General features: G+C 55.0%; 20 protein-coding genes. 15 read left to right on the top strand and 5 right to left on the bottom strand.

Features of this window, described 5'->3' with window-relative positions; all coding sequences use genetic code 11:
* Positions 1-28: 28 nt before the first annotated feature.
* Complete coding sequence (locus BM373_RS19765) at positions 29-841, bottom strand: dienelactone hydrolase family protein (protein WP_090465446.1); 813 nt, start codon at positions 839-841, stop codon at positions 29-31.
* A gap of 258 nt (positions 842-1,099) precedes the next feature.
* On the opposite strand from BM373_RS19765, the gene udp reads away from it, so the two are divergent.
* Positions 1,100-1,861 carry a uridine phosphorylase gene (gene udp / locus BM373_RS19760; protein WP_090465443.1) on the top strand — a complete coding sequence of 254 codons (762 nt, stop codon included), beginning with the start codon at positions 1,100-1,102 and terminating at the stop codon, positions 1,859-1,861.
* Positions 1,862-1,952: 91 nt separating this feature from the next.
* Here udp and BM373_RS19755 read toward each other — a convergent pair whose 3' ends face one another.
* The gene (locus tag BM373_RS19755; RefSeq protein WP_090465441.1) at positions 1,953-2,390 is read right to left on the bottom strand and encodes a CZB domain-containing protein; all 438 of its coding nucleotides are present in this window, start codon (positions 2,388-2,390) and stop codon (positions 1,953-1,955) included.
* 484 nt (positions 2,391-2,874) lie between these two features.
* On the opposite strand from BM373_RS19755, the gene rmuC reads away from it, so the two are divergent.
* The 8 genes from rmuC (at position 2,875) to tatD (ending at position 9,869) form a co-directional block, all read left to right on the top strand.
* Positions 2,875-4,332 carry a DNA recombination protein RmuC gene (rmuC, locus tag BM373_RS19750; RefSeq protein ID WP_090465438.1) on the top strand — a complete coding sequence of 486 codons (1,458 nt, stop codon included), beginning with the start codon at positions 2,875-2,877 and terminating at the stop codon, positions 4,330-4,332.
* A gap of 66 nt (positions 4,333-4,398) precedes the next feature.
* Positions 4,399-5,166 (top strand): bifunctional demethylmenaquinone methyltransferase/2-methoxy-6-polyprenyl-1,4-benzoquinol methylase UbiE, encoded by a 768-nt coding sequence (gene ubiE / locus BM373_RS19745; RefSeq protein WP_090465435.1) that lies wholly within the window; start codon positions 4,399-4,401, stop codon positions 5,164-5,166.
* A 13-nt stretch (positions 5,167-5,179) separates the two neighbouring features.
* Entirely contained in the window at positions 5,180-5,785 is a 606-nt protein-coding gene (locus BM373_RS19740) for a ubiquinone biosynthesis protein UbiJ (protein ID WP_090465432.1), read from the top strand.
* Positions 5,782-7,428, top strand: a complete 1,647-nt coding sequence (ubiB, locus tag BM373_RS19735; RefSeq protein ID WP_090465429.1) for a ubiquinone biosynthesis regulatory protein kinase UbiB — start codon at positions 5,782-5,784, stop codon at positions 7,426-7,428. Before BM373_RS19740 ends, ubiB begins: the two co-directional genes overlap by 4 nt.
* A gap of 72 nt (positions 7,429-7,500) precedes the next feature.
* Positions 7,501-7,752 carry a Sec-independent protein translocase subunit TatA gene (gene tatA, locus BM373_RS19730; RefSeq protein WP_090465427.1) on the top strand — a complete coding sequence of 84 codons (252 nt, stop codon included), beginning with the start codon at positions 7,501-7,503 and terminating at the stop codon, positions 7,750-7,752.
* Positions 7,753-7,755: 3 nt separating this feature from the next.
* Positions 7,756-8,277 carry a Sec-independent protein translocase protein TatB gene (tatB, locus tag BM373_RS19725; RefSeq protein WP_090465424.1) on the top strand — a complete coding sequence of 174 codons (522 nt, stop codon included), beginning with the start codon at positions 7,756-7,758 and terminating at the stop codon, positions 8,275-8,277.
* A gap of 2 nt (positions 8,278-8,279) precedes the next feature.
* Positions 8,280-9,044, top strand: coding sequence for a Sec-independent protein translocase subunit TatC (gene tatC, locus BM373_RS19720; protein WP_090465422.1), 765 nt, complete (start codon positions 8,280-8,282; stop codon positions 9,042-9,044).
* Positions 9,045-9,086: 42 nt separating this feature from the next.
* The gene (gene tatD / locus BM373_RS19715) at positions 9,087-9,869 is read left to right on the top strand and encodes a 3'-5' ssDNA/RNA exonuclease TatD (protein ID WP_177220171.1); all 783 of its coding nucleotides are present in this window, start codon (positions 9,087-9,089) and stop codon (positions 9,867-9,869) included.
* Positions 9,870-9,874: 5 nt separating this feature from the next.
* Here the strand turns inward: tatD and rfaH are convergent, their stop codons facing one another.
* A complete protein-coding gene (gene rfaH / locus BM373_RS19710; protein ID WP_090465418.1) occupies positions 9,875-10,363 on the bottom strand; it encodes a transcription/translation regulatory transformer protein RfaH in 489 nt (162 codons plus the stop codon).
* Between the two features lie 169 nt (positions 10,364-10,532).
* Between rfaH and ubiD the strand changes: the two genes are divergently transcribed.
* Positions 10,533-12,029, top strand: a complete 1,497-nt coding sequence (gene ubiD / locus BM373_RS19705; protein WP_177220170.1) for a 4-hydroxy-3-polyprenylbenzoate decarboxylase — start codon at positions 10,533-10,535, stop codon at positions 12,027-12,029.
* A 58-nt stretch (positions 12,030-12,087) separates the two neighbouring features.
* A complete protein-coding gene (gene fre / locus BM373_RS19700; protein ID WP_090465416.1) occupies positions 12,088-12,789 on the top strand; it encodes an NAD(P)H-flavin reductase in 702 nt (233 codons plus the stop codon).
* 216 nt (positions 12,790-13,005) lie between these two features.
* On the opposite strand, the gene fadA is transcribed toward fre, so the two are convergent.
* Entirely contained in the window at positions 13,006-14,169 is a 1,164-nt protein-coding gene (gene fadA / locus BM373_RS19695; protein WP_090465413.1) for an acetyl-CoA C-acyltransferase FadA, read from the bottom strand.
* A gap of 9 nt (positions 14,170-14,178) precedes the next feature.
* Complete coding sequence (gene fadB, locus BM373_RS19690; protein WP_090465412.1) at positions 14,179-16,368, bottom strand: fatty acid oxidation complex subunit alpha FadB; 2,190 nt, start codon at positions 16,366-16,368, stop codon at positions 14,179-14,181.
* A 188-nt stretch (positions 16,369-16,556) separates the two neighbouring features.
* Here fadB and pepQ point away from each other — a divergent pair, with 188 nt between their 5' ends.
* The 4 genes from pepQ to hemG are packed head-to-tail and all read left to right on the top strand — an operon-like array spanning position 16,557 to position 20,556.
* Positions 16,557-17,888 (top strand): Xaa-Pro dipeptidase, encoded by a 1,332-nt coding sequence (pepQ, locus tag BM373_RS19685; protein WP_090465409.1) that lies wholly within the window; start codon positions 16,557-16,559, stop codon positions 17,886-17,888.
* Positions 17,888-18,502: an IMPACT family protein gene (locus BM373_RS19680; RefSeq protein WP_090465406.1), complete on the top strand. Its 615-nt coding sequence runs from the start codon at positions 17,888-17,890 to the stop codon at positions 18,500-18,502. Before pepQ ends, BM373_RS19680 begins: the two co-directional genes overlap by 1 nt.
* Positions 18,503-18,541: 39 nt before the next feature.
* Positions 18,542-19,993, top strand: a complete 1,452-nt coding sequence (trkH, locus tag BM373_RS19675) for a Trk system potassium transporter TrkH (protein WP_090465404.1) — start codon at positions 18,542-18,544, stop codon at positions 19,991-19,993.
* Between the two features lie 11 nt (positions 19,994-20,004).
* Complete coding sequence (gene hemG / locus BM373_RS19670; RefSeq protein WP_090465401.1) at positions 20,005-20,556, top strand: menaquinone-dependent protoporphyrinogen IX dehydrogenase; 552 nt, start codon at positions 20,005-20,007, stop codon at positions 20,554-20,556.
* The last annotated feature ends 137 nt before the right edge of the window (positions 20,557-20,693 follow it).

Raw genomic sequence — 20,693 nt, 5'->3', positions numbered from 1 at the left:
TTCGCCCACGGCAGCGTGGGCGTTGGTGTTAACTCTTTTTCGAACTATTGTCCGCAAACCACTTCAGCATCCGCTGCCAGCCATCTTTGGCGGATTCCTCATGGTAGCTCGGACGGTAATCGGCATTAAATGCATGACCGGCATCCGGGTAAACCACGATTTCAGCGTGAGCATTACCCGCCCGTAGCGCCTGGCGCATGGTTTCGACGGTATCCTGCGGAATGCTGCCATCCTGCGCGCCATAGAGTCCCAGAACCGGGGCGTTCAGCTCGGAGGCGATATCCACCGGGTGCTTTGGCGAATTCAGCGTCTTATCACCCACCAGCTTACCGTACCAGGCCACGGCGGCCTTGAGCTGCGGGTTATGCGCGGCGTACAGCCAGGCGATGCGCCCGCCCCAGCAGAATCCTGTTGCCAGAAGCCGGTGCGGGTCTCCGCCGTTGCGGGCCGCCCAGTTTGCGACATGATCGAGATCGGCGAGCACCTGCGCGTCCGGCACTTTCGACACCAGTTCGCTAAACAGCGTGGAAATGTCAGTAAATTCATTCGGATCGCCCTGACGGAAATAAAGCTCAGGCGCGACGGCAAGATACCCCTCCCGCGCCAGCCGGCGGCAGAGATCGCGAATATGCTCATGCACCCCAAAAATCTCCTGGATCACAATCACCACAGGCAGCGCGTCGCTCACCCCTTCAGGACGGGCGAAATAAGCGGGCATATTCTCGCCCTGCGACGGGATCGAGGTAATGCTGGCGATAATGGCGTCTTCAGGCGTCGTGATGGCAGTGGAAGCGTGAGGTGAAGCAGCGGGGGCAAAGCCGGGCTGTTTGTCAGTGGTCATGGCAATCTCCGTACCCTTTTAGAATTAGCGCAATAAATAACTATAGTCAGACGTGAAAATTCCAGCGTCAGAGAAAAGGGCTATCTTTTGAGAAAGCTCGCGATAGTGAATATGTTAATGTGATGTGTATCACTATTTTATGGAAAATCACTGCAATGATTTTTATGTGTGGTGATGGCTGTCACGAAACAGAGCGTGCGGCTTCTGTAAAGTACCGTTTTGCTGCTCTCGACAAACCGACCCACAGAGGAGTCACTTATGTCCAAGTCTGATGTTTTTCACCTCGGCCTCACCCAAAACGATTTACAAGGGGCTACGATTGCCATCGTCCCGGGCGATCCGGAGCGAGTTGAGAAAATCGCCGCGCTGATGGATAAGCCGGTTAAGCTGGCATCGCACCGCGAATTCACCTCATGGCGTGCTGAACTGGATGGTAAACCGGTTATCGTGTGCTCCACCGGCATCGGCGGCCCGTCTACCTCTATTGCCGTAGAAGAACTGGCCCAGTTGGGTATCCGCACCTTTTTACGCGTTGGCACCACCGGTGCTATTCAGCCGCACATCAATGTCGGTGACGTGCTGGTGACCACCGCCTCCGTGCGTCTTGATGGCGCGAGCCTGCACTTTGCCCCGATGGAATACCCGGCGGTCGCTGATTTCACCTGTACCACTGCGCTGGTGGAAGCGGCAAAAGCCGTTGGCGCGACCACCCACATTGGCGTCACCGCCTCGTCCGACACCTTCTACCCAGGCCAGGAGCGTTATGACACCTTCTCTGGCCGCGTGGTGAGCCGTTATAAAGGTTCAATGGAAGAGTGGCAGTCAATGGGCGTGATGAACTACGAGATGGAATCCGCCACGCTGCTGACCATGTGTTCAAGCCAGGGCCTGCGCGCCGGGATGGTAGCGGGCGTCATCGTTAACCGCACCCAGCAGGAAATTCCTAACGCGGAAACCATGAAGCAGACCGAAAGTCACGCGGTGAAAATCGTCGTTGAAGCGGCGCGCCGCCTGCTGTAATCAAATTTGCGTAAGCCCGGACAAGCATCGCGCTACCGGGCGTTCTGAAACGGGGCCTTTATTATTCAGGCCCCGTTTTTTTGCGCTCAAATTAACGTTGAGTGGCTTCCAGTAACGCGCCAAGTGACAGCCCGACCTCTTCGGATAACGGCATCAGCTCGTCACTAACTGCCGCAAAGGCATCAAGAAAACGTCCCTTTTGATGCAGATCCACAATCTTTCCCGCGCACGTATGGAATTTGGCATGAAGGAGACGAAAATGTTCATATTCAGGATGGCGGGACAGAGCAGCCCCTTCGTTATAAATCCAGTTGCCGACCTTACAAACGGCATCGCTTGAGACTTGCGCGACGTCAAATTCATTACCCCGATGCTCACGTAAAGCGGTGAGCCACCGTTCGCGCCACGCGATATGGAACGCAATGGCTTCTTCAAAAATAAGCCCGTTCAGGTTCTGGCGTTCTGCGGGGACACCTAACGCAACGTTTTCGCCTTCAATTCTTCTTTTTATCCAGGATCTGATTTCCATAATATTCTCCGTTTATTGGATGATGTCGTTTATGAATGCAATACCTGCTAATAGCGTTGATAGATAACCGGTTCTCTGGCATTTCAGCCAGAGATATCGACACCTGTAAATAAGCTATTCTTTTTTATTGATGAGTTTTTCTAAATATAAAAATAGAAAAAGCACCCGGTGTTATACAGTGCCGATCTATATTGGCGATCTCAACCTTTTATTAAAATAATTATTGATTTCTGCTCAGGGTGTGAAGTTTTTTATATTTAGCAGGATGATTGTATTTATTTTATAAATAATAAATTCAGTTTGTATATTTCAGAATTATTAAATTAGCGGCACATATCCCTTTCTGATATCCAGCAACAGGCGCTGCCGTCTGGCGTTTTACGTTCATATTTGCGTAGCGCCTCGCAGGAAAATCCTTTCCAACTGGACATCTGTACAGCACAATCTTACTTTGCACGAGTCAGAAGTTCATGCAGGGGGCGTGGTGGATATTTCAGTGATGATAAGCGTGGCGGCAGCGCTGCTTGGGGTGCTGATCGGGTGGTTGGCGATGAAATCACGGGCGGACCAGATACGGGCCGATCTGCTGGAAGATCGCCGTGAACTGGATATCGCATTAAGCGCCGCCAGACAGCAGCTTGTGCAGCATCAGCACTGGCGGGATGAATGCGAACAGCTTAATAACGAACTGCGTAACCTGCGGGAAATTAACAGCTCGCTGGAAGCCGATCTGCGCGAAGTCACCACGCGCCTCGAATCCAGCCAGCACCATGCTGAAGACAAAATTCGCCAGATGCTCAACAGCGAACAGCGCCTGAGCGAACAGTTTGAAAACCTCGCCAACCGTATTTTTGAGCACAGCAATCGCCGGGTCGATGAACAAAACCGCCAGAGCCTTGGCGGGTTGCTTACGCCGCTGCGTGAACAACTGGATGGGTTTCGCCGCCAGGTGCAGGAGAGCTTCGGTCAGGAAGCGCGTGAACGTCACACGCTGGCGCACGAGATCCGCAATCTTCAGCAACTGAATGCGCAAATGGCGCAGGAAGCGATTAACCTGACCCGCGCGCTGAAAGGCGACAATAAAGCTCAGGGTAACTGGGGGGAAGTGGTGCTGACCCGCGTGCTGGAGGCGTCCGGGTTGCGTCAGGGTTATGAATACGAAACTCAGGTGAGCATCGAAACGGAAACACGTGCGCGAATGCAGCCTGATGTCATCGTCCGTCTGCCGCAGGGTAAAGATGTGGTCATCGACGCCAAAATGACTCTGGTTGCCTATGAGCGCTATTTCAATGCGGAAGACGAATACACCCGCGAGAGCGCGTTGCAGGAGCACATCGCTTCGGTACGCAACCACATCCGCCTGCTTGGGCGCAAAGACTACCAGCAGTTACCAGGCCTGCGATCGCTGGACTATGTGCTGATGTTTATCCCGGTCGAACCCGCCTTTTTACTGGCGCTGGACCGACAGCCGGAACTGATAACCGAAGCGCTAAAAAATAACATTATGCTGGTAAGTCCGACCACGCTTCTGGTGGCGCTGCGTACGATCGCTAACCTCTGGCGATATGAGCACCAGAGCCGCAACGCCCAGCACATCGCCGATCGCGCCAGTCGCCTGTACGATAAAATGCGCCTGTTTGTTGATGATATGTCGTCGGTCGGGCAGGGCCTCGATAAAGCCCAGGATAACTACCGCCAGGCGATGAAAAAGCTCACGTCGGGACGCGGGAACCTGCTCGCTCAGGCTGAGGCGTTTCGCGGCCTGGGTGTCGAAGTAAAGCGCGAGATTAATCCGGATTTGGCGGAACAGGCCAAAGCCCAGGATGAAGAGTTTCGTTTGCGCGCCGGGGAAAGGGAGAGGGAAGAATCCAGTGAAGACAATGCATTAAGCCCGCAAACGGCGGCAAATGAAGGCGCGTCGCGCTATTCACAAGGTGGTTGAAACATAGGGCAATTGCGCCCAATCTGTTACACTTCACGAACAATTTCTTGATAAGCAGGCACTGAGATGGCGGAAGATCCACAAGAAACTTCACAGGACACGACGCACTTTGGTTTTCAGACCGTCGCCAAAACGCAGAAGGCTGACATGGTCGCCCACGTTTTTCATTCTGTGGCAGCGAAATACGATGTGATGAACGATCTGATGTCGATGGGCATCCACCGTTTATGGAAGCGTTTTACCATTGATTGCAGCGGCGTGCGTCGCGGCCAGACGGTACTGGATCTGGCAGGCGGTACGGGCGATCTGACGGCGAAATTCTCGCGTCTGGTCGGCGAAACCGGCAAAGTCGTGCTGGCAGATATCAATGAATCAATGCTCAAAATGGGCCGCGAAAAACTGCGCAACATTGGTGTGATTGGCAACGTTGAATATGTGCAGGCGAATGCCGAGGCGCTACCGTTCCCGGACAACACCTTTGACTGCATCACCATCTCGTTTGGCCTGCGTAACGTCACCGATAAAGAAAAAGCGCTGCGCTCCATGTACCGCGTGTTAAAGCCGGGTGGTCGCCTGCTGGTGCTGGAATTCTCCAAACCGATTATTGAGCCGCTGAGCAAAGCCTACGACGCTTACTCCTTCCACGTGCTGCCGCGCATTGGCGAGCTGGTCGCGAACGACGCTGAAAGCTATCGCTACCTGGCAGAATCCATCCGTATGCATCCCGATCAGGACACCCTGAAGGCGATGATGCAGGACGCTGGATTTGAAAACGTGGATTACTACAACCTGACGGCGGGCATCGTTGCGCTGCATCGGGGTTACAAGTTCTGACGGGAGTGTGCTGATGCCTTTTAAGCCCTTAATGAATGCGAGCATAGAGCGGGTGCTGAACACGTTTTTATATCGCGCTCAGGCCCTCAAACCTGCACGCCAGCGCTTACAGGGCAAAGTTTTACGCGTTGTCTTAAAAGAGCTTTCAACCCCGTTAATCCTGGCATTCAGCGAGCGACAGATTGATGTGCTCGGTGCCTGGGAAGGCGAAGCGGACTGCTCGGTGATCACCGGAATGCGCGTACTGCCAAAACTGCGGGATCGTAATCAACTGACTACCCTTATCCGTAGTGGCGAACTGGAAGTGCAGGGCGATCTTCAGGTTGTGCAGAACTTTGTTGCGCTCATGGATCTTGCCGAGTTTGACGCCGCTGAATTGCTGGCACCCTATACCGGCGATATCGCAGCAGAAGGCGTAAGCCGGATTTTACGCGGTGGCACCACGTTTTTGCGTCAGGGCTTTCAGCGTCAGCAGCAGTATGCAGCGCAAGCGCTGACCGAGGAGTGGCGTATGGCCCCCGGAGCATTGGAAGTTGCGTGGTTTGCGGAAGAGACCGCCGCCGTTGAGCGGTCGGTTGATGCGTTAACCAAAAGGTTGGAAAAACTGGAGGGCAAATGACGCCAGGTGAAATTCGACGCCTTTATTTCATCATCCAGACTTTTTTGAGTTACGGGCTTGATGAGCTCATCCCCAGAATGCGTATTACCCTGCCGCTCAGGCTCTGGCGCAGTACGCTTTTCTGGATGCCAAATCGCCATAAAGACAAAGAATTGGGGCACCGGCTGCGGCTGGCCTTACAGGAACTGGGGCCGGTGTGGATCAAGTTCGGGCAGATGCTCTCTACCCGTCGCGATCTCTTCCCGCCACAGATCGCCGATCAGCTCGCCATGCTTCAGGATCGGGTTGCTCCCTTTGAAGGTGCGCTGGCTAAACAACAGATCGAAAAGGCGATGGGAAATATTCCTGTTGAAACCTGGTTTGACGACTTCGATATTCAGCCGCTGGCGTCGGCGTCCATCGCTCAGGTGCACACGGCGAAGCTGAAAGAGAACGGCAAAGATGTGGTCATTAAAGTGATCCGCCCTGATATTCTGCCGGTCATCAGAGCCGATATGCGTCTGATCTATCGCCTGGCTCGCTGGGTGCCTCGCCTGCTGCCGGACGGACGCCGCCTGCGCCCGCTGGAAGTGGTTCACGAGTACGAAAAAACGCTGATCGACGAGTTGAATTTGCTGCGCGAAGCGGCGAATGCCATCCAGTTACGGCGGAATTTCGAAAACAGCCCGATGCTCTACGTGCCGGAGATTTACTCCGACTACTGTAGCCAGAATATGCTGGTCATGGAGCGCATTTACGGTATTCCGGTGAATGACGTGGTGGCGCTGGAGAAAAACGGCACCAACATGAAACTGCTGGCTGAGCGCGGTGTACAGGTCTTTTTCACCCAGGTCTTCCGTGACAGCTTCTTCCATGCCGATATGCATCCCGGCAACATTTTTGTCAGCTATGAGCATCCGGAAGATCCGCAATACATCGGTATCGACTGCGGCATTGTCGGTTCGCTGAATAAAGAAGATAAGCGCTATCTGGCGGAGAACTTTATCGCCTTCTTTAATCGCGATTACCGCAAAGTTGCTGAACTGCATGTGGATTCAGGCTGGGTACCGCCGGACACCAACGTTGAAGAGTTTGAGTTTGCCATTCGTACCGTCTGCGAGCCGATCTTTGAAAAGCCGCTGGCGGAAATTTCGTTTGGCCATGTACTGCTCAACCTGTTTAACACCGCGCGCCGTTTCAATATGGAAGTGCAGCCGCAGCTCGTTTTACTGCAAAAAACGCTGCTTTATATCGAAGGCGTAGGCCGTCAGCTCTATCCGCAGCTCGATTTGTGGAAAACCGCCAAACCGTTCCTTGAATCCTGGATCAAAGATCAGGTCGGTCTGCCAGCGCTGATCCGCTCACTGAAAGAGAAAGCGCCTTTCTGGGTCGAGAAAATGCCGGAACTGCCGGAGCTGGTGTACAACAATTTGCGCCAGCACAAGCAGTTACAGCACAGCGTTGAGCAAATTTCCCGCGACCTGCATATCAATCATACCCGTCAGGGGCAGTCCCGTTATCTGTTTGGCATTGGGGCTACGCTGATACTCAGTGGCACCCTCATCCTGATTAATCGACCGGAGTGGGAAACGGCTCCGGCATGGCTGATGGCAGGCGGGCTGGTGATCTGGTTGATCGGCTGGCGTAAAACGCGCGCAATTTAGCGTCGCTCCCGAGGGGCTGCGTAACGTATACTGTGGCCCATTTTATTCATCATCTGTCATGAGGTTTTTTGTATGGGTGGTATCAGTATCTGGCAGTTGCTCATTATTGCAGTCATCGTGGTGCTGTTGTTTGGCACCAAAAAACTCGGTTCAATCGGTTCTGATTTAGGTGCATCGATCAAAGGTTTTAAAAAAGCGATGGGCGATGACGATAAGCACGACAAATCCCCGGAAGACGCGGATTTTACGGCGAAATCCATTGCTGACAAGCAGGACGATGTGAAGAAAGAAGACGCAAAGCGTCACGATAAAGAGCAGGTGTAATTCGTGTTCGATATTGGTTTTGGCGAGTTACTGGTGGTTTTCGTCGTCGGCCTCATTGTTTTGGGGCCGCAACGTTTACCTGTGGCGGTAAGAACGATTGCAGGCTGGGTTCGGGCGCTGCGATCGCTTGCCACTACGGTACAAAATGAACTGACGCAGGAACTCAAACTTCAGGAGTTTCAGGACAGCCTGAAAAAGGTTGAAAAAGCGAGCCTCGACAGCCTGACGCCTGAACTAAAAGCGTCGATGGATGAGCTGCGCGAAGCGGCAGAATCGATGAAGCGCACTTACAGTGCCAACGATCCTGAAAAAGAGAGCGACGTTGCGCACACCATCCATAACCCGTTAGTGAAGGGTAACGAAGAGCAGCATCAGGGCGTGACGCCTGCGACGGCAGAACATCAGGCCAGCGCACCGGAGCAAACCCCTGCTGAGCCGAAACCTGTATCACCAGCGGGTGCATCAAAAGCAGAAAGCGCCTCTCCGGCTTCTGACTCCTCACCTTCAACACAGGGTAAATCTTAAACATGGCTGTAGAAGATACCCAACCGCTGATCACGCACCTGATTGAGCTGCGCAAGCGTCTGTTAAACAGCATTGTTGCCGTTTTGATTATCTTTCTGGCACTGGTGTATTTCGCCAATGATATTTATCAGCTGGTGTCCGCCCCGCTGATTAAACAGATGCCGGAAGGCGCGACGATGATCGCCACCGATGTGGCATCGCCGTTCTTCACGCCGATCAAGCTGACCTTTATGGTGTCGCTGATCCTCTCCGCACCCGTCATCCTGTATCAGGTCTGGGCGTTTGTCGCACCAGCACTGTATAAACACGAGCGTCGGCTGGTGATCCCGCTGCTGGTATCCAGTTCACTGCTGTTTTATATCGGCATGGCGTTTGCGTATTTCGTGGTCTTCCCGCTGGCGTTTGGCTTCCTGACGCATACGGCCCCGGTGGGGGTGCAGGTTTCGACCGATATCGCCAGCTATCTGGATTTCGTGATGGCGCTGTTTATGGCCTTCGGCGTGTCGTTTGAAGTGCCCGTGGCGATTGTACTGCTCTGCTGGATGGGCGTGACAACACCGGACGATCTGCGTAAGAAACGCCCGTATGTGCTGGTCGGCGCGTTTGTCGTAGGCATGTTGCTGACGCCGCCGGATGTCTTCTCGCAGACGTTGCTGGCAATTCCGATGTACTGCCTGTTTGAAATCGGCGTCTTCTTCTCGCGGTTCTACGTCGGCAAGCGACGTTTTCGCAGTGACGAAGACGAGACAGAGAACACCGAAGAGTAAACGATAACCGCCCGAAAGGGCGGTTATCATATGGGAGATCGTATGTTTGATATCGGGGTCAATCTGACCAGCTCGCAGTTTGCGAAAGACACGGATGAGGTGGTAACGCGAGCGCTGGCCGCTGGCGTCAACGGCATGTTGTTGACCGGCACTAATCTGCATGAAAGCGAGCAGGTGCAGCGTCTGGCGCAGCGGCTTGATCGCTGTTGGGCGACAGCGGGCGTGCATCCCCATGACAGCAGCCACTGGCACGCGGATACTGCCGAAGCGATTTATACGCTGGCTGCGCAGCCTGAGGTTGTAGCGATTGGCGAATGCGGACTGGATTTCAATCGTAATTTTTCGACGCCTGCGGAGCAGGAAGCGGCATTCAGTGCGCAACTGGCGATTGCCGCAGAGCTATCAATGCCGGTGTTTTTACACTGTCGTGATGCTCACTCGCGTTTTCTGGCGCTGCTTACGCCGTGGCTTGATAAGCTTCCCGGCGCGGTGCTGCACTGCTTTACGGGATCGCAGGCTGAAGCCGACGACTGCCTTGCGCACGGGCTTTATTTAGGGATTACCGGCTGGGTATGCGATGAACGCCGCGGCCAGGAACTGTGCGAAGTGGTGCCGCGTATTCCGGCGGATCGCCTGTTGGTAGAAACCGATGCGCCGTATCTGCTGCCGCGCGATCTCTCGCCAAAGCCTGCGTCACGCCGCAACGAACCGGCTTATCTGGGGCATATCGTCGAACGCATCGCACAACTTCGCCATGTGGATGCGAACGAAATAAGCGAAACGACAGATAACAACGTTAAGCGGCTGTTTGGCGTGACGTTCTGATTGCGTCAGACTTTGCGAAAATCGGTGTTCTTGACGCTTTGCAGTACCTGCTTATTAAGGAAATTCAGCAGCAGCATTGAACGCGCTTCGCCGTCTGGCTCGGTAAAAATCGCCTGGATTCCTTCGAATGCGCCTTCGGTGATCACCACGTTATCACCTGCGTAAGGCGTATCGGGATCGGTAATGTCTTCCGGCTGCCAGGTCGCCAGTTGTTCAATAACGGTAGCAGGCACCGTGGCCGGGCTGGTACCGAAGCGAACAAAATGGCTGACGCCGCGTGTGGCATTGATGGTTGTTGTATGAATGACTTCCGGGTCAAACTCAACAAATAAGTAGTTAGGAAAAAGAGGTTCCTCTACTGTCGTGCGCTTACCGCGCACTATTTTTTCCAGCGTGATCATAGGTGTCAGGCAGTTAACCGACTGACGTTGCAGATGCTCCTGCGCGCGCTGAAGTTGTCCACGTTTGCAATACAATAAATACCAGGCTTGCATAATCACTCATCCCTTAGGTTCGGGCGAAAGCATACCAAAATCGTCTTACGATCGCTAAGGTGATTATGCGCAACCTGAACGCACAATGGCGGCGAGTTTCACGCTTATTTAACAAAATTACAGCATCAGGCAGGCGATCGCCGTATAATGAAGGGCTTACAAAGAGGCCATGATTAACAGCATGAAATACCACGACCTACGCGATTTTCTGACGCTGCTTGAACAGCGGGGCGAACTCAAGCGCATCACTCTGCCTGTAGACCCCCATCTGGAAATAACAGAAATTGCCGACCGCACGCTGCGCGCGGGCGGGCCTGCGTTGCTGTTCGAAAATCCTAAAGGTTATTCCATGCCCGTGCTGTGCAACCTTTTTGGCACACCTAAACGCGTGGCGTTGGGGATGGGGCAGGAGGATGTGGCTGCGCTGCGCGAAGTCGGTAAATTGCTCGCCTTTTTAAAAGAGCCGGAGCCGCCGAAAGGCTTTCGCGATCTGTTCGATAAGCTGCCGCAGTTTAAGCAGGTGCTCAACATGCCGACCAAACGTCTGCGCGGCGCACCTTGTCAGCAGCAGATCGTGGAAGGGGAGGCCGTCGATCTGACGCAAATCCCGATCATGCAATGCTGGCCGGAAGACGCCGCCCCGCTGATCACCTGGGGCCTGACGGTGACGCGCGGACCGCACAAAGAGCGGCAGAATCTCGGCATTTATCGCCAGCAGTTAATTGCAAAGAACAAATTGATCATGCGCTGGCTGTCGCATCGCGGCGGCGCGCTTGATTTTCAGGAATGGTGCGCGGCGCATCCCGGTGAGCGTTTCCCGGTGGCCGTCGCGTTAGGTGCCGATCCGGCGACCATTCTTGGGGCGGTCACGCCCGTGCCGGATACCCTCTCCGAATATGCGTTTGCCGGGCTTTTGCGCGGGACGAAAACGGAAGTGGTCAAATGCATTTCAAACGATCTCGAGGTCCCGGCCAGCGCTGAAATTGTGCTGGAAGGGTATATCGAACCGGGCGAAATGGCACCGGAAGGGCCGTATGGCGACCATACTGGTTACTATAACGAGATAGATAATTTCCCGGTGTTCACGGTGACGCACATCACCCAGCGCAAAGACGCGATTTACCATTCCACCTATACCGGTCGTCCACCCGATGAACCGGCAGTACTTGGCGTGGCGTTAAATGAAGTCTTCGTGCCGATTTTGCAAAAGCAGTTCCCGGAAATTGTGGATTTCTATCTGCCGCCGGAAGGGTGTTCATATCGCCTGGCCGTCGTGACCATGAAGAAGCAGTACGCCGGACACGCCAAACGCGTGATGATGGGCGTGTGGTCGTTTTTGCGGCAGTTTATGTACACTAAATTTGTGATCGTCTGTGACGACGACGTCAACGCGCGCGACTGGAATGATGTCATCTGGGCGATTACTACCCGTATGGATCCGGCGCGTGATACGGTGCTGGTAGAAAACACGCCGATTGATTATCTGGATTTTGCCTCGCCTGTTTCCGGGCTGGGGTCAAAAATGGGACTGGATGCCACCAATAAATGGCCCGGCGAGACCCAACGTGAATGGGGCCGACCGATCAAGAAAGATCCTGAGGTAACGGCGCGTATCGACGCCATCTGGGATGAACTGGCCATTATGAAAGACGGTAAAGGTGCCTGACGCACCGCCGTTTGCCTTAAAAACTTGATGTAAGACAACGACCCGACAGAGAGAGCGCATGACAACCTTAAGCTGTAAAGTGACCTCGGTAGATGCCATCACCGATACTGTATATCGCGTCCGTTTAGTCCCGGAAGCGGCGTTTTCTTTCCGGGCTGGTCAATATTTGATGGTAGTGATGGACGAGCGCGATAAGCGTCCGTTTTCGATGGCGTCCACACCGAACGATCGGGATTTTATTGAGCTGCATATCGGGGCGTCAGAGCTGAATCTGTACGCCATGGCGGTGATGGATCGCATCCTTAAAGAGCGTGAAATTCTCGTCGATATCCCTCACGGCGACGCCTGGCTGCGCGACGATGAAGAGCGTCCGATGATCCTGATTGCGGGTGGCACCGGATTCTCTTATGTGCGTTCCATTCTGTTGACCTCGCTTGCGCGTAACCCGAACCGCGACATTACGCTGTACTGGGGCGGTCGCGAAGAGAAGCATCTTTACGATCTGGCTGAGCTGGAAGCGTTGTCGGTGAACCATCCTAATCTGCGTATTGAAGCGGTGGTGGAGCAGCCGGAAGAGAACTGGCGCGGTCGCAGCGGCACAGTGCTGACAGCGGTGCTGCAGGATCACGGTACGCTGGCCGGGCACGATATTTATATCGCCGGACGTTTTGAGATGGCGAAAATCGCCCGCGACCTGTTCTGTAACGAGCGCGGCGCGCGGGAAGATCGTTTGTTTGGGGATGCGTTCGCGTTTATTTGATTTTTTTACCCCTCACCCTAACCCTCTCCCTAAGGGAGAGGGGACAGATCGAGCACGGATTTGCCCCTCTCCCTCTCCCTGGGGACAGGGGGACAGATCGAGCACGGACTGACCTTCCCCCTCTCCCCAGGGGAGAGGGCCGGGGTGAGGGGTAAAACATAAAAAAAACCCGCCCCTGACAGGCGGGAAGAACGGCAACTAAACTCTTTTACTCAGTCAGACACGCTCAAACACCGTGGCGATCCCCTGACCCAATCCAATGCACATCGTTGCCAGACCAAACTGGGCATCTTTGCGCTCCATCAGATTTAACAGCGTGGTGCTGATACGTGCACCGGAACAGCCGAGCGGGTGTCCCAGGGCGATCGCGCCGCCGTTGAGGTTAATCTTCTCGTCGATCTGCTCCATCAGTCCCAGATCTTTAATGCACGGCAGGATCTGCGCAGCGAAGGCTTCGTTCATTTCAAACAGGTCGATGTCGCTTGCCGACAGGCCGGCTTTTTTCAGCGCCAGTTGTGAGGCGGGCACCGGGCCGTAACCCATAATCGACGGATCGCAGCCGACCACCGCCATTGAGCGGATACGCGCGCGAGGTGTTAAGCCTAATTCGCGGGCGCGGGATTCACTCATCACCAGCATCGCCGCCGCACCATCGGACAGCGCCGAGGAGGTGCCTGCTGTCACCGTGCCATTCACCGGATCGAAAGCCGGGCGCAGCGCTGCCAGCGCCTCAACCGTGGTTTCCGGGCGGATCACTTCATCATAATTAAACTGTTTGAGAACGCCGTTGGCGTCGTGCCCGCCGGTCGGGATAATTTCGTTTTTAAACGCGCCGGATTGCGTGGCAGCCCAGGCACGGGCGTGAGAGCGGGCGGCAAACTGATCCTGCATCTCGCGGCTGATACCGTGCAGTCGGGCGAGCATTTCCGCCGTCAGCCCCATCATGCCCGCCGCTTTAGCGACGTTGCGGCTAAGACCGGGGTGGAAATCAACGCCGTGACTCATAGGCACGTGGCCCATGTGCTCGACGCCGCCAATCAGACACGCCTGCGCATCGCCGGTCATGATCATGCGCGCCGCATCGTGCAGCGCCTGCATCGACGAACCACACAGACGGTTAACGGTACTGGCCGGTACTGAATGCGGGATTTCCGCCAGTAGCGCTGCGTTGCGGGCAATGTTAAAACCCTGCTCCAGCGTTTGCTGCACGCAACCCCAGTAAATATCGTCAATCGCGGTCGCTTCCAGCGCCGGGTTGCGCATCAGCAGGCTGCGCATTAAATGGGCGGAGAGATCTTCCGCGCGAACATGGCGAAACGCGCCGCCTTTCGAACGGCCCATCGGGGTACGAATTGCATCAACAATGACTACCTGTTCCATCGTCACTCCTTAAGCCGTCTTGAGATCGCTGACCGGACGAGCAGGCTCAACCGGCGGATAGTAAGTTTCGTTATGACGGGCTTTCTCACGCAGGCCGTCCGGCACCTCATACAGCGGGCCGAGGGCAGCGAATTGCTGCGCCATGTCGAGATATTTGGCGCTGCCCAGCGTATCGAGCCAGCGGAACGCGCCGCCATGGAACGGCGGGAAGCCGAGGCCGTAGACCAGCGCCATATCCGCTTCTGCCGGGCTGGCGATGATGCCTTCTTCCAGACAGCGCACCACTTCGTTGACCATCGGGATCATCATACGGGCGATAATCTCGTCGTCGCTGAACTCGCGTTTTTGCGCGCTAACCTCTGCCAGCAGGCTATCAACCGCCGGATCTTCCTCTTTCTTCGGCTTGCCCTTGCTGTCTTCTTTATAACGCCAGAAGCCGAGGCCGTTTTTCTGTCCGAAGCGGCTGGCGTCAAACAGCGCGTCGATGGCGTCGCGGTAATCTTTTTGCATCCGCTGCGGGAAGCCCGCCGCCATGACCGCCTGCGCATGGTGCGCCGTGTCGATGCCGACCACGTCCAGCAGGTATGCCGGGCCCATCGGCCAGCCGAACTGTTTTTCCATCACTTTGTCGATTTTGCGGAAGTCCGCGCCGTCGCGCAGCAACTGGCTAAATCCGGCGAAGTAGGGGAACAGTACGCGGTTGACGAAGAAACCAGGGCAGTCGTTGACCACAATCGGGGTTTTGCCCATCTTGCTGGCCCACGCGACCACTTTTGCGATGGTGTCGTCTGTGGTTTTTTCACCGCGAATGATTTCAACCAGCGGCATCCGGTGTACCGGATTAAAGAAGTGCATCCCGCAGAAATTTTCCGGGCGTTTGAGTACGCTTGCCAGCTCGCTGATCGGAATGGTCGACGTATTGGACGCCAGCACGGTGTCCGGGCGCACTTTCTCTTCCGTTTCCGCCAGTACCGCTTTTTTCACTTTCGGGTTTTCAACAACGGCTTCGACCACCACATCAACGCGATCAAAACCGGCATACTCCAGCGTCGGCTGGATAGTGGCGATCACGCCTGCCAGTTTCAGGCCGTCGATTTTGCCGCGCTCAAGCTGTTTGTTGAGCAGTTTGGCGGCTTCGTTCATGCCCAGCGTCAGGGATTTGTCGTTGATATCCTTCATGATCACCGGCACGCCTTTCCAGGCCGACTGGTAAGCGATACCGCCACCCATGATGCCTGCGCCCAGCACGGCGGCATGTTTCGGCGTTTCAGTGTCTTTGGTCAGCTTTTTGGCTTTGCCTTTGACGAACTGATCGTTAAGGAAGATGCCGACCAGCGCACGCGCTTCATTGCTGTGTGCCAGCGGGACGAAACTCTGGTTTTCTAATTTCAACGCTTCATCGCGGCCCAGTCTGGCGGCGGCTTCAATGGTTTTCACGGCAGTGATTGGCGCGGGATAATGCTTGCCTGCCGTCTGCATCACCATGCCTTTGGCGATGGTAAAGCTCATGGCAGCTTCGATTTTGCTTAACTTCAGCGGATCGAGCTTCGGCTGGCGTTTGGCTTTCCAGTCCAGATCACCAGCAATGGCCTGACGCAGTACGGCAATGGCCCCGTCGCGGAGTTTTTCTGCACTCACGATGCCGTCAACCAGGCCGATTTTCAGCGCCTGATCTGCACTCACGTCTTTCCCGGCGGCGATGATCTCAAGCGCGCTGTCGGCACCCAGCAGGCGCGGCAGACGCACAGAGCCGCCAAAGCCCGGCATGATGCCGAGCTTGGTTTCCGGCAGGCCAATGCGCAGATCCGGCGTGGCGAGGCGATAATCTGTTGCCAGCACGCATTCGCAGCCACCGCCAAGCGCATAGCCGTTCACCGCTGAAATCGTCGGCACCGGCAAATCTTCCAGGCGATTGAATACGCTGTTCGCGAAGTGCAGCCACTGGCTGAGTTGCTCCTGCGGCACTTCGAAAAGAGAGAGGAATTCGGTGATGTCGGCACCGACAATAAAGGCCGCTTTGTCTGAACGCAGCAGCAGCCCTTTTAAATCTGCTTGTTTTTCTATGATTTCCAGCGCCTGGCCGAGGCTTGCGACCGTCGCGGTATCGAGCTTGTTGACCGAGCCTGGGGCACTGAACACCAGTTCGGCTATGCCATCTTCCAGCCAGTCGAGGTACAGGGTATCGCCTTTGTAAAGCATGTCAGTCTCCTGAATCCAGCAAAGTTACTGGTCTTACCAGATGAAACGGAGTGTGGTTTTTATGTTAAAAAAATGCAAATAAGTCTTTAAAAAGTTGCAGTGGCGATCACGCTTAGCGGAAATCACGCAGCCTTTCAGACCTGTGCTAAGATGCGAAACATTGAGGTCAAAAAACAGAAGGGATCAACATGGAATCACTGGCCGCGCTTTATAAAAATCATATTGTTACGCTACAGGAACGTACCCGCGATGTACTGGCTCGCTTTAAGCTGGATGCGCTGCTCATCCACTCCGGTGAGCTGATGAACGTCTTTCTCGACGACCATGCGTACCCGTTTAAAGTTAATCCGCAGTTTAAAGCCTGGGTGCCCGTTACACAGGTTCCCAACTGCTGGTTGCTGGTGGATGGCGTGAACAAGCCGAAACTGTGGTTCTACCTGCCGGTGGATTACTGGCACAACGTGGAACCGCTGCCGACTTCCTTCTGGACCGATGAAATTGAGATTATCGCGCTGCCGAAAGCGGACGGCATTGGCAGCGAACTGCCTGCGGCCCGCGGCAATGTGGCCTACATCGGGCCGGTTGCCGAGCGTGCCCGTGCGCTGGATATCACCTCGGACAATATCAACCCGAAAGGGGTGATTGATTATCTGCACTATTACCGCGCGTATAAGACCGATTATGAACTGGCGTGTATGCGTGAAGCGCAGAAAACGGCGGTGATAGGTCATCGTGCGGCGCATGAGGCGTTTCAGTCCGGGATGAGCGAGTTCGATATTAATCTTGCTTACCTGACCGCTACCGGACATCGCGATGTGGATGTGCCGTACAGCAATATTGTGGCACTCAACGAACACGCTTCGGTGCTCCATTACACCAAACTCGATCACCGTCCGCCGTCTGAAATGCGCAGCTTCCTGCTGGACGCAGGGGCAGAGTACAACGGTTATGCCGCCGACCTGACCCGTACCTGGTCTGCCAACGGCGACAATGATTTTGCTCAGTTGATCAAAGATGTGAATGACGAGCAACTGGCGCTGATCGGCACCATGAAAGCGGGCGTGAACTACCTGGAGTATCACGTTCAGTTCCATCAACGCATCGCGAAACTGCTGCGTCGCCATCAGATCGTTACCGATATGAGCGAAGAGGCGATGGTGGAAAATGACCTGACCGGGCCATTTATGCCGCACGGTATCGGGCACCCGCTGGGACTTCAGGTGCATGACGTCGCCGGATTTATGCAGGATGATTCCGGGACACATCTGGCTGCGCCGTCGAAATACCCGTATCTGCGCTGTACCCGCGTGCTGCAACCGCGCATGGTGCTGACGATTGAGCCGGGCCTCTATTTTATTGAGTCACTGCTGGCTCCGTGGCGTGACGGCGAATTCAGCAAGCACTTCAACTGGCAGAAGATCGACGCGCTTAAGCCGTTTGGCGGCATCCGCATTGAGGACAATGTGGTGATCCATGAAAACGGCGTTGAAAACATGACGCGGGATCTGAAGCTGGCGTAATGGAAAGCTGGCCGATACCGGCAGCGCCGGTCACCGTTGTGGAAGAGATCAAAAAGAGCCGTTTCATTACGCTGCTGGCACATACCGACGGCGTGGAAGCGGCCAAAGCTTTTGTTGAATCGGTCAGAGCGGAGCACCCGGATGCGCGGCACCATTGTGTCGCCTGGGTAGCGGGCGCGCCGGATGATTCACAACAGCTCGGTTTCTCAGACGACGGTGAACCGGCGGGCACGGCTGGCAAGCCAATGCTGGCGCAACTGATGGGCTGCGGCGTCGGCGAAATTACGGCCGTGGTGGTGCGCTACTACGGCGGAATTTTATTAGGCACGGGTGGGCTGGTGAAAGCCTACGGCGGCGGCGTACAGCGCGCGCTGAATCAGCTCACCACAATCCGCAAAATGCCATTAACCGAATATACTTTGTGTTGTGACTACGGGCAGCTTGCGGGCATTGAAGCACTGCTGACGCAATTCGAAGGCAAAATTATTACCAGCGACTTTCAGGCTTCCGTGCAACTGCGCGTGGCGCTTCCCCACAGCAGACTGGCCGAATTTTCAGCAAAGCTGGCGGATTTTAGTCGTGGTTCATTGCAATTGCTGGCGATTGAAGAATAATCCCCACCTCATTTATCTATACCAAAGGAAGCGGCAGAGATGCATTTTCGTGCCATTACCCGAATCGTTGGACTGCTGGTCATTCTTTTCTCCGGGACGATGATCCTCCCAGGACTGGTCGCTCTCCTTTACCGTGACGGGGCGGGCCGTGCATTTACGCAGACTTTCTTTGTCGCTCTCGCCATTGGCTCAATCCTGTGGTGGCCCAACCGCCGCGAGAAGGGCGAGCTGAAATCGCGGGAAGGCTTTCTGATCGTCGTCTTATTCTGGACGGTGCTGGGCAGCGTCGGTGCGCTGCCGTTTATCTTCTCGGAACGGCCCAATCTGACGGTGACGGATGCTTTTTTTGAATCCTTTTCTGGCTTAACGACCACCGGGGCAACGACGCTGGTGGGGCTGGATTCACTGCCTCACGCCATCCTCTTTTATCGTCAGATGCTGCAATGGTTCGGCGGGATGGGGATCATCGTGTTAGCGGTGGCGATTCTGCCTATTCTGGGCGTCGGGGGGATGCAGTTGTACCGCGCGGAAATGCCGGGGCCGCTGAAAGACAATAAGATGCGTCCGCGCATCGCCGAAACCGCAAAAACCCTGTGGCTCATTTATGTCCTGTTGACGGTGGCCTGCGCGCTGGCGCTGTGGTTTGCCGGTATGCCTGCGTTTGATGCCATCGGGCACAGCTTTTCGACTATCGCTATCGGGGGCTTTTCTACCCATGATGCCAGCGTCGGGTATTTTGACAGCCCGACCATTAATACCATCATCGCTATCTTCCTGCTGATCTCGGGGTGTAACTACGGTCTGCACTTCTCTTTATTGAGTGGGCGTAATCTGAAGGTGTACTGGCGCGATCCGGAATTCAGAATGTTTATCGGCGTGCAGTTAACGCTGGTGGTTATTTGTACGCTGGTGCTGTGGTTCCACAATGTTTACGCCTCAGCAGTGACGACACTTAATCAGGCTTTCTTCCAGGTGGTGTCGATGGCAACCACGGCCGGATTCACTACCGACAGTATTGCGCGCTGGCCGCTGTTCTTACCGGTGCTCCTGTTGTGCTCTGCTTTTATTGGCGGCTGTGCGGGGTCGACGGGCGGTGGGCTGAAGGTGATCCGTATCCTGCTGCTGTTTAAGCAGGGGAACCGCGAGCTGAAACGACTGGTGCACCCGAACGCGGTTTATAGCATTAAGCTCGGCAACCGCGCGCTGCCGGAACGTATTCTTGAAGCGGTGTGGGGATTCTTCTCGGCCTACGCGCTGGTGTTCATCGTCAGTATGCTGGCGATTATCGCCACCGGGGTCGATGACTTCTCGGCATTCGCGTCTGTTGTCGCTACGCTGAATAACCTCGGGCCGGGCCTGGGCGTGGTGGCCGATAACTTCGCCAGCATGAATCCGGTGGCAAAATGGATCCTCATCGCCAATATGTTGTTTGGTCGTCTTGAAGTCTTCACGCTGCTGGTGCTGTTTACACCAACGTTCTGGCGTGATTAAGGAAGCAAATTGTGAAAACGTTGATTCTATTTTCTACCCGGGATGGGCAAACGCGCGAAATCGCCTCTTATATAGCATCCGAACTCAGCGAGCTGGCTGTGGGTACCGATGTGGTGAACCTGAATCGCGCGGAAGAGATTAACTGGGCGAGCTATGACCGCGTGGTGATTGGCGCATCGATTCGCTATGGGCACTTCCATCCGGCACTCGATCGTTTTGTGAAAAAGCATTTGCAGGAACTGGCGGCGCGACCGGGTGCATTCTTCTCGGTAAACCTGGTGGCGCGTAAACCGGAGAAGCGTTCGCCTCAAACGAACAGCTATACCCGTAAGTTTCTGCTGAACTCTCCCTGGCAGCCCGACCTGTGCGCGGTGTTTGCCGGGGCGCTGCGTTATCCGCGCTACCGCTGGTTGGATCGCATTATGATCCGCCTGATTATGAAAATGACGAACGGTGAAACGGATACAAGTAAAGAAGTGGTTTATACAGACTGGGCACAAGTCTCCAGTTTTGCCCGTGATATTGCTCACTTAACCCGCGATTCGGCGTTAAATCAGGCGTAATGGCTGGAAATTGAGCGAACAATAAGTTTTTTGAATTTTATACTTGTCAGCCCGGAGAAACTCCCTATAATGCGCCTCCACTGACACGGAACAACGGCTTACAGGCCGCCGGGTTGGCAGGGTTCCTCCGGGAATTC

The organism is Enterobacter sp. kpr-6, from assembly GCF_900116015.1.
In the GTDB taxonomy this organism is placed as follows: domain Bacteria; phylum Pseudomonadota; class Gammaproteobacteria; order Enterobacterales; family Enterobacteriaceae; genus Enterobacter_D.
Note: the sequence above shows the minus strand (reverse complement) of the source record. Positions and strands in the feature narration are given on the sequence as shown.

What these genes read in the sequence shown, in the direction of transcription:
- ubiE (WP_090465435.1), top strand. Translation starts at nt 4,399, where the DNA reads ATGGCGGAAGATCCACAAGAAACTTCACAGGACACGACGCACTTTGGT.
- BM373_RS19765 (WP_090465446.1), bottom strand. Translation starts at nt 841, where the DNA reads ATGACCACTGACAAACAGCCCGGCTTTGCCCCCGCTGCTTCACCTCAC.
- tatD (WP_177220171.1), top strand. Translation starts at nt 9,087, where the DNA reads ATGTTTGATATCGGGGTCAATCTGACCAGCTCGCAGTTTGCGAAAGAC.
- udp (WP_090465443.1), top strand. Translation starts at nt 1,100, where the DNA reads ATGTCCAAGTCTGATGTTTTTCACCTCGGCCTCACCCAAAACGATTTA.
- rfaH (WP_090465418.1), bottom strand. Translation starts at nt 10,363, where the DNA reads ATGCAAGCCTGGTATTTATTGTATTGCAAACGTGGACAACTTCAGCGC.
- BM373_RS19680 (WP_090465406.1), top strand. Translation starts at nt 17,888, where the DNA reads ATGGAAAGCTGGCCGATACCGGCAGCGCCGGTCACCGTTGTGGAAGAG.
- ubiB (WP_090465429.1), top strand. Translation starts at nt 5,782, where the DNA reads ATGACGCCAGGTGAAATTCGACGCCTTTATTTCATCATCCAGACTTTT.
- BM373_RS19740 (WP_090465432.1), top strand. Translation starts at nt 5,180, where the DNA reads ATGCCTTTTAAGCCCTTAATGAATGCGAGCATAGAGCGGGTGCTGAAC.
- BM373_RS19755 (WP_090465441.1), bottom strand. Translation starts at nt 2,390, where the DNA reads ATGGAAATCAGATCCTGGATAAAAAGAAGAATTGAAGGCGAAAACGTT.
- pepQ (WP_090465409.1), top strand. Translation starts at nt 16,557, where the DNA reads ATGGAATCACTGGCCGCGCTTTATAAAAATCATATTGTTACGCTACAG.
- fre (WP_090465416.1), top strand. Translation starts at nt 12,088, where the DNA reads ATGACAACCTTAAGCTGTAAAGTGACCTCGGTAGATGCCATCACCGAT.
- tatA (WP_090465427.1), top strand. Translation starts at nt 7,501, where the DNA reads ATGGGTGGTATCAGTATCTGGCAGTTGCTCATTATTGCAGTCATCGTG.
- fadB (WP_090465412.1), bottom strand. Translation starts at nt 16,368, where the DNA reads ATGCTTTACAAAGGCGATACCCTGTACCTCGACTGGCTGGAAGATGGC.
- tatC (WP_090465422.1), top strand. Translation starts at nt 8,280, where the DNA reads ATGGCTGTAGAAGATACCCAACCGCTGATCACGCACCTGATTGAGCTG.
- ubiD (WP_177220170.1), top strand. Translation starts at nt 10,533, where the DNA reads ATGATTAACAGCATGAAATACCACGACCTACGCGATTTTCTGACGCTG.
- trkH (WP_090465404.1), top strand. Translation starts at nt 18,542, where the DNA reads ATGCATTTTCGTGCCATTACCCGAATCGTTGGACTGCTGGTCATTCTT.
- fadA (WP_090465413.1), bottom strand. Translation starts at nt 14,169, where the DNA reads ATGGAACAGGTAGTCATTGTTGATGCAATTCGTACCCCGATGGGCCGT.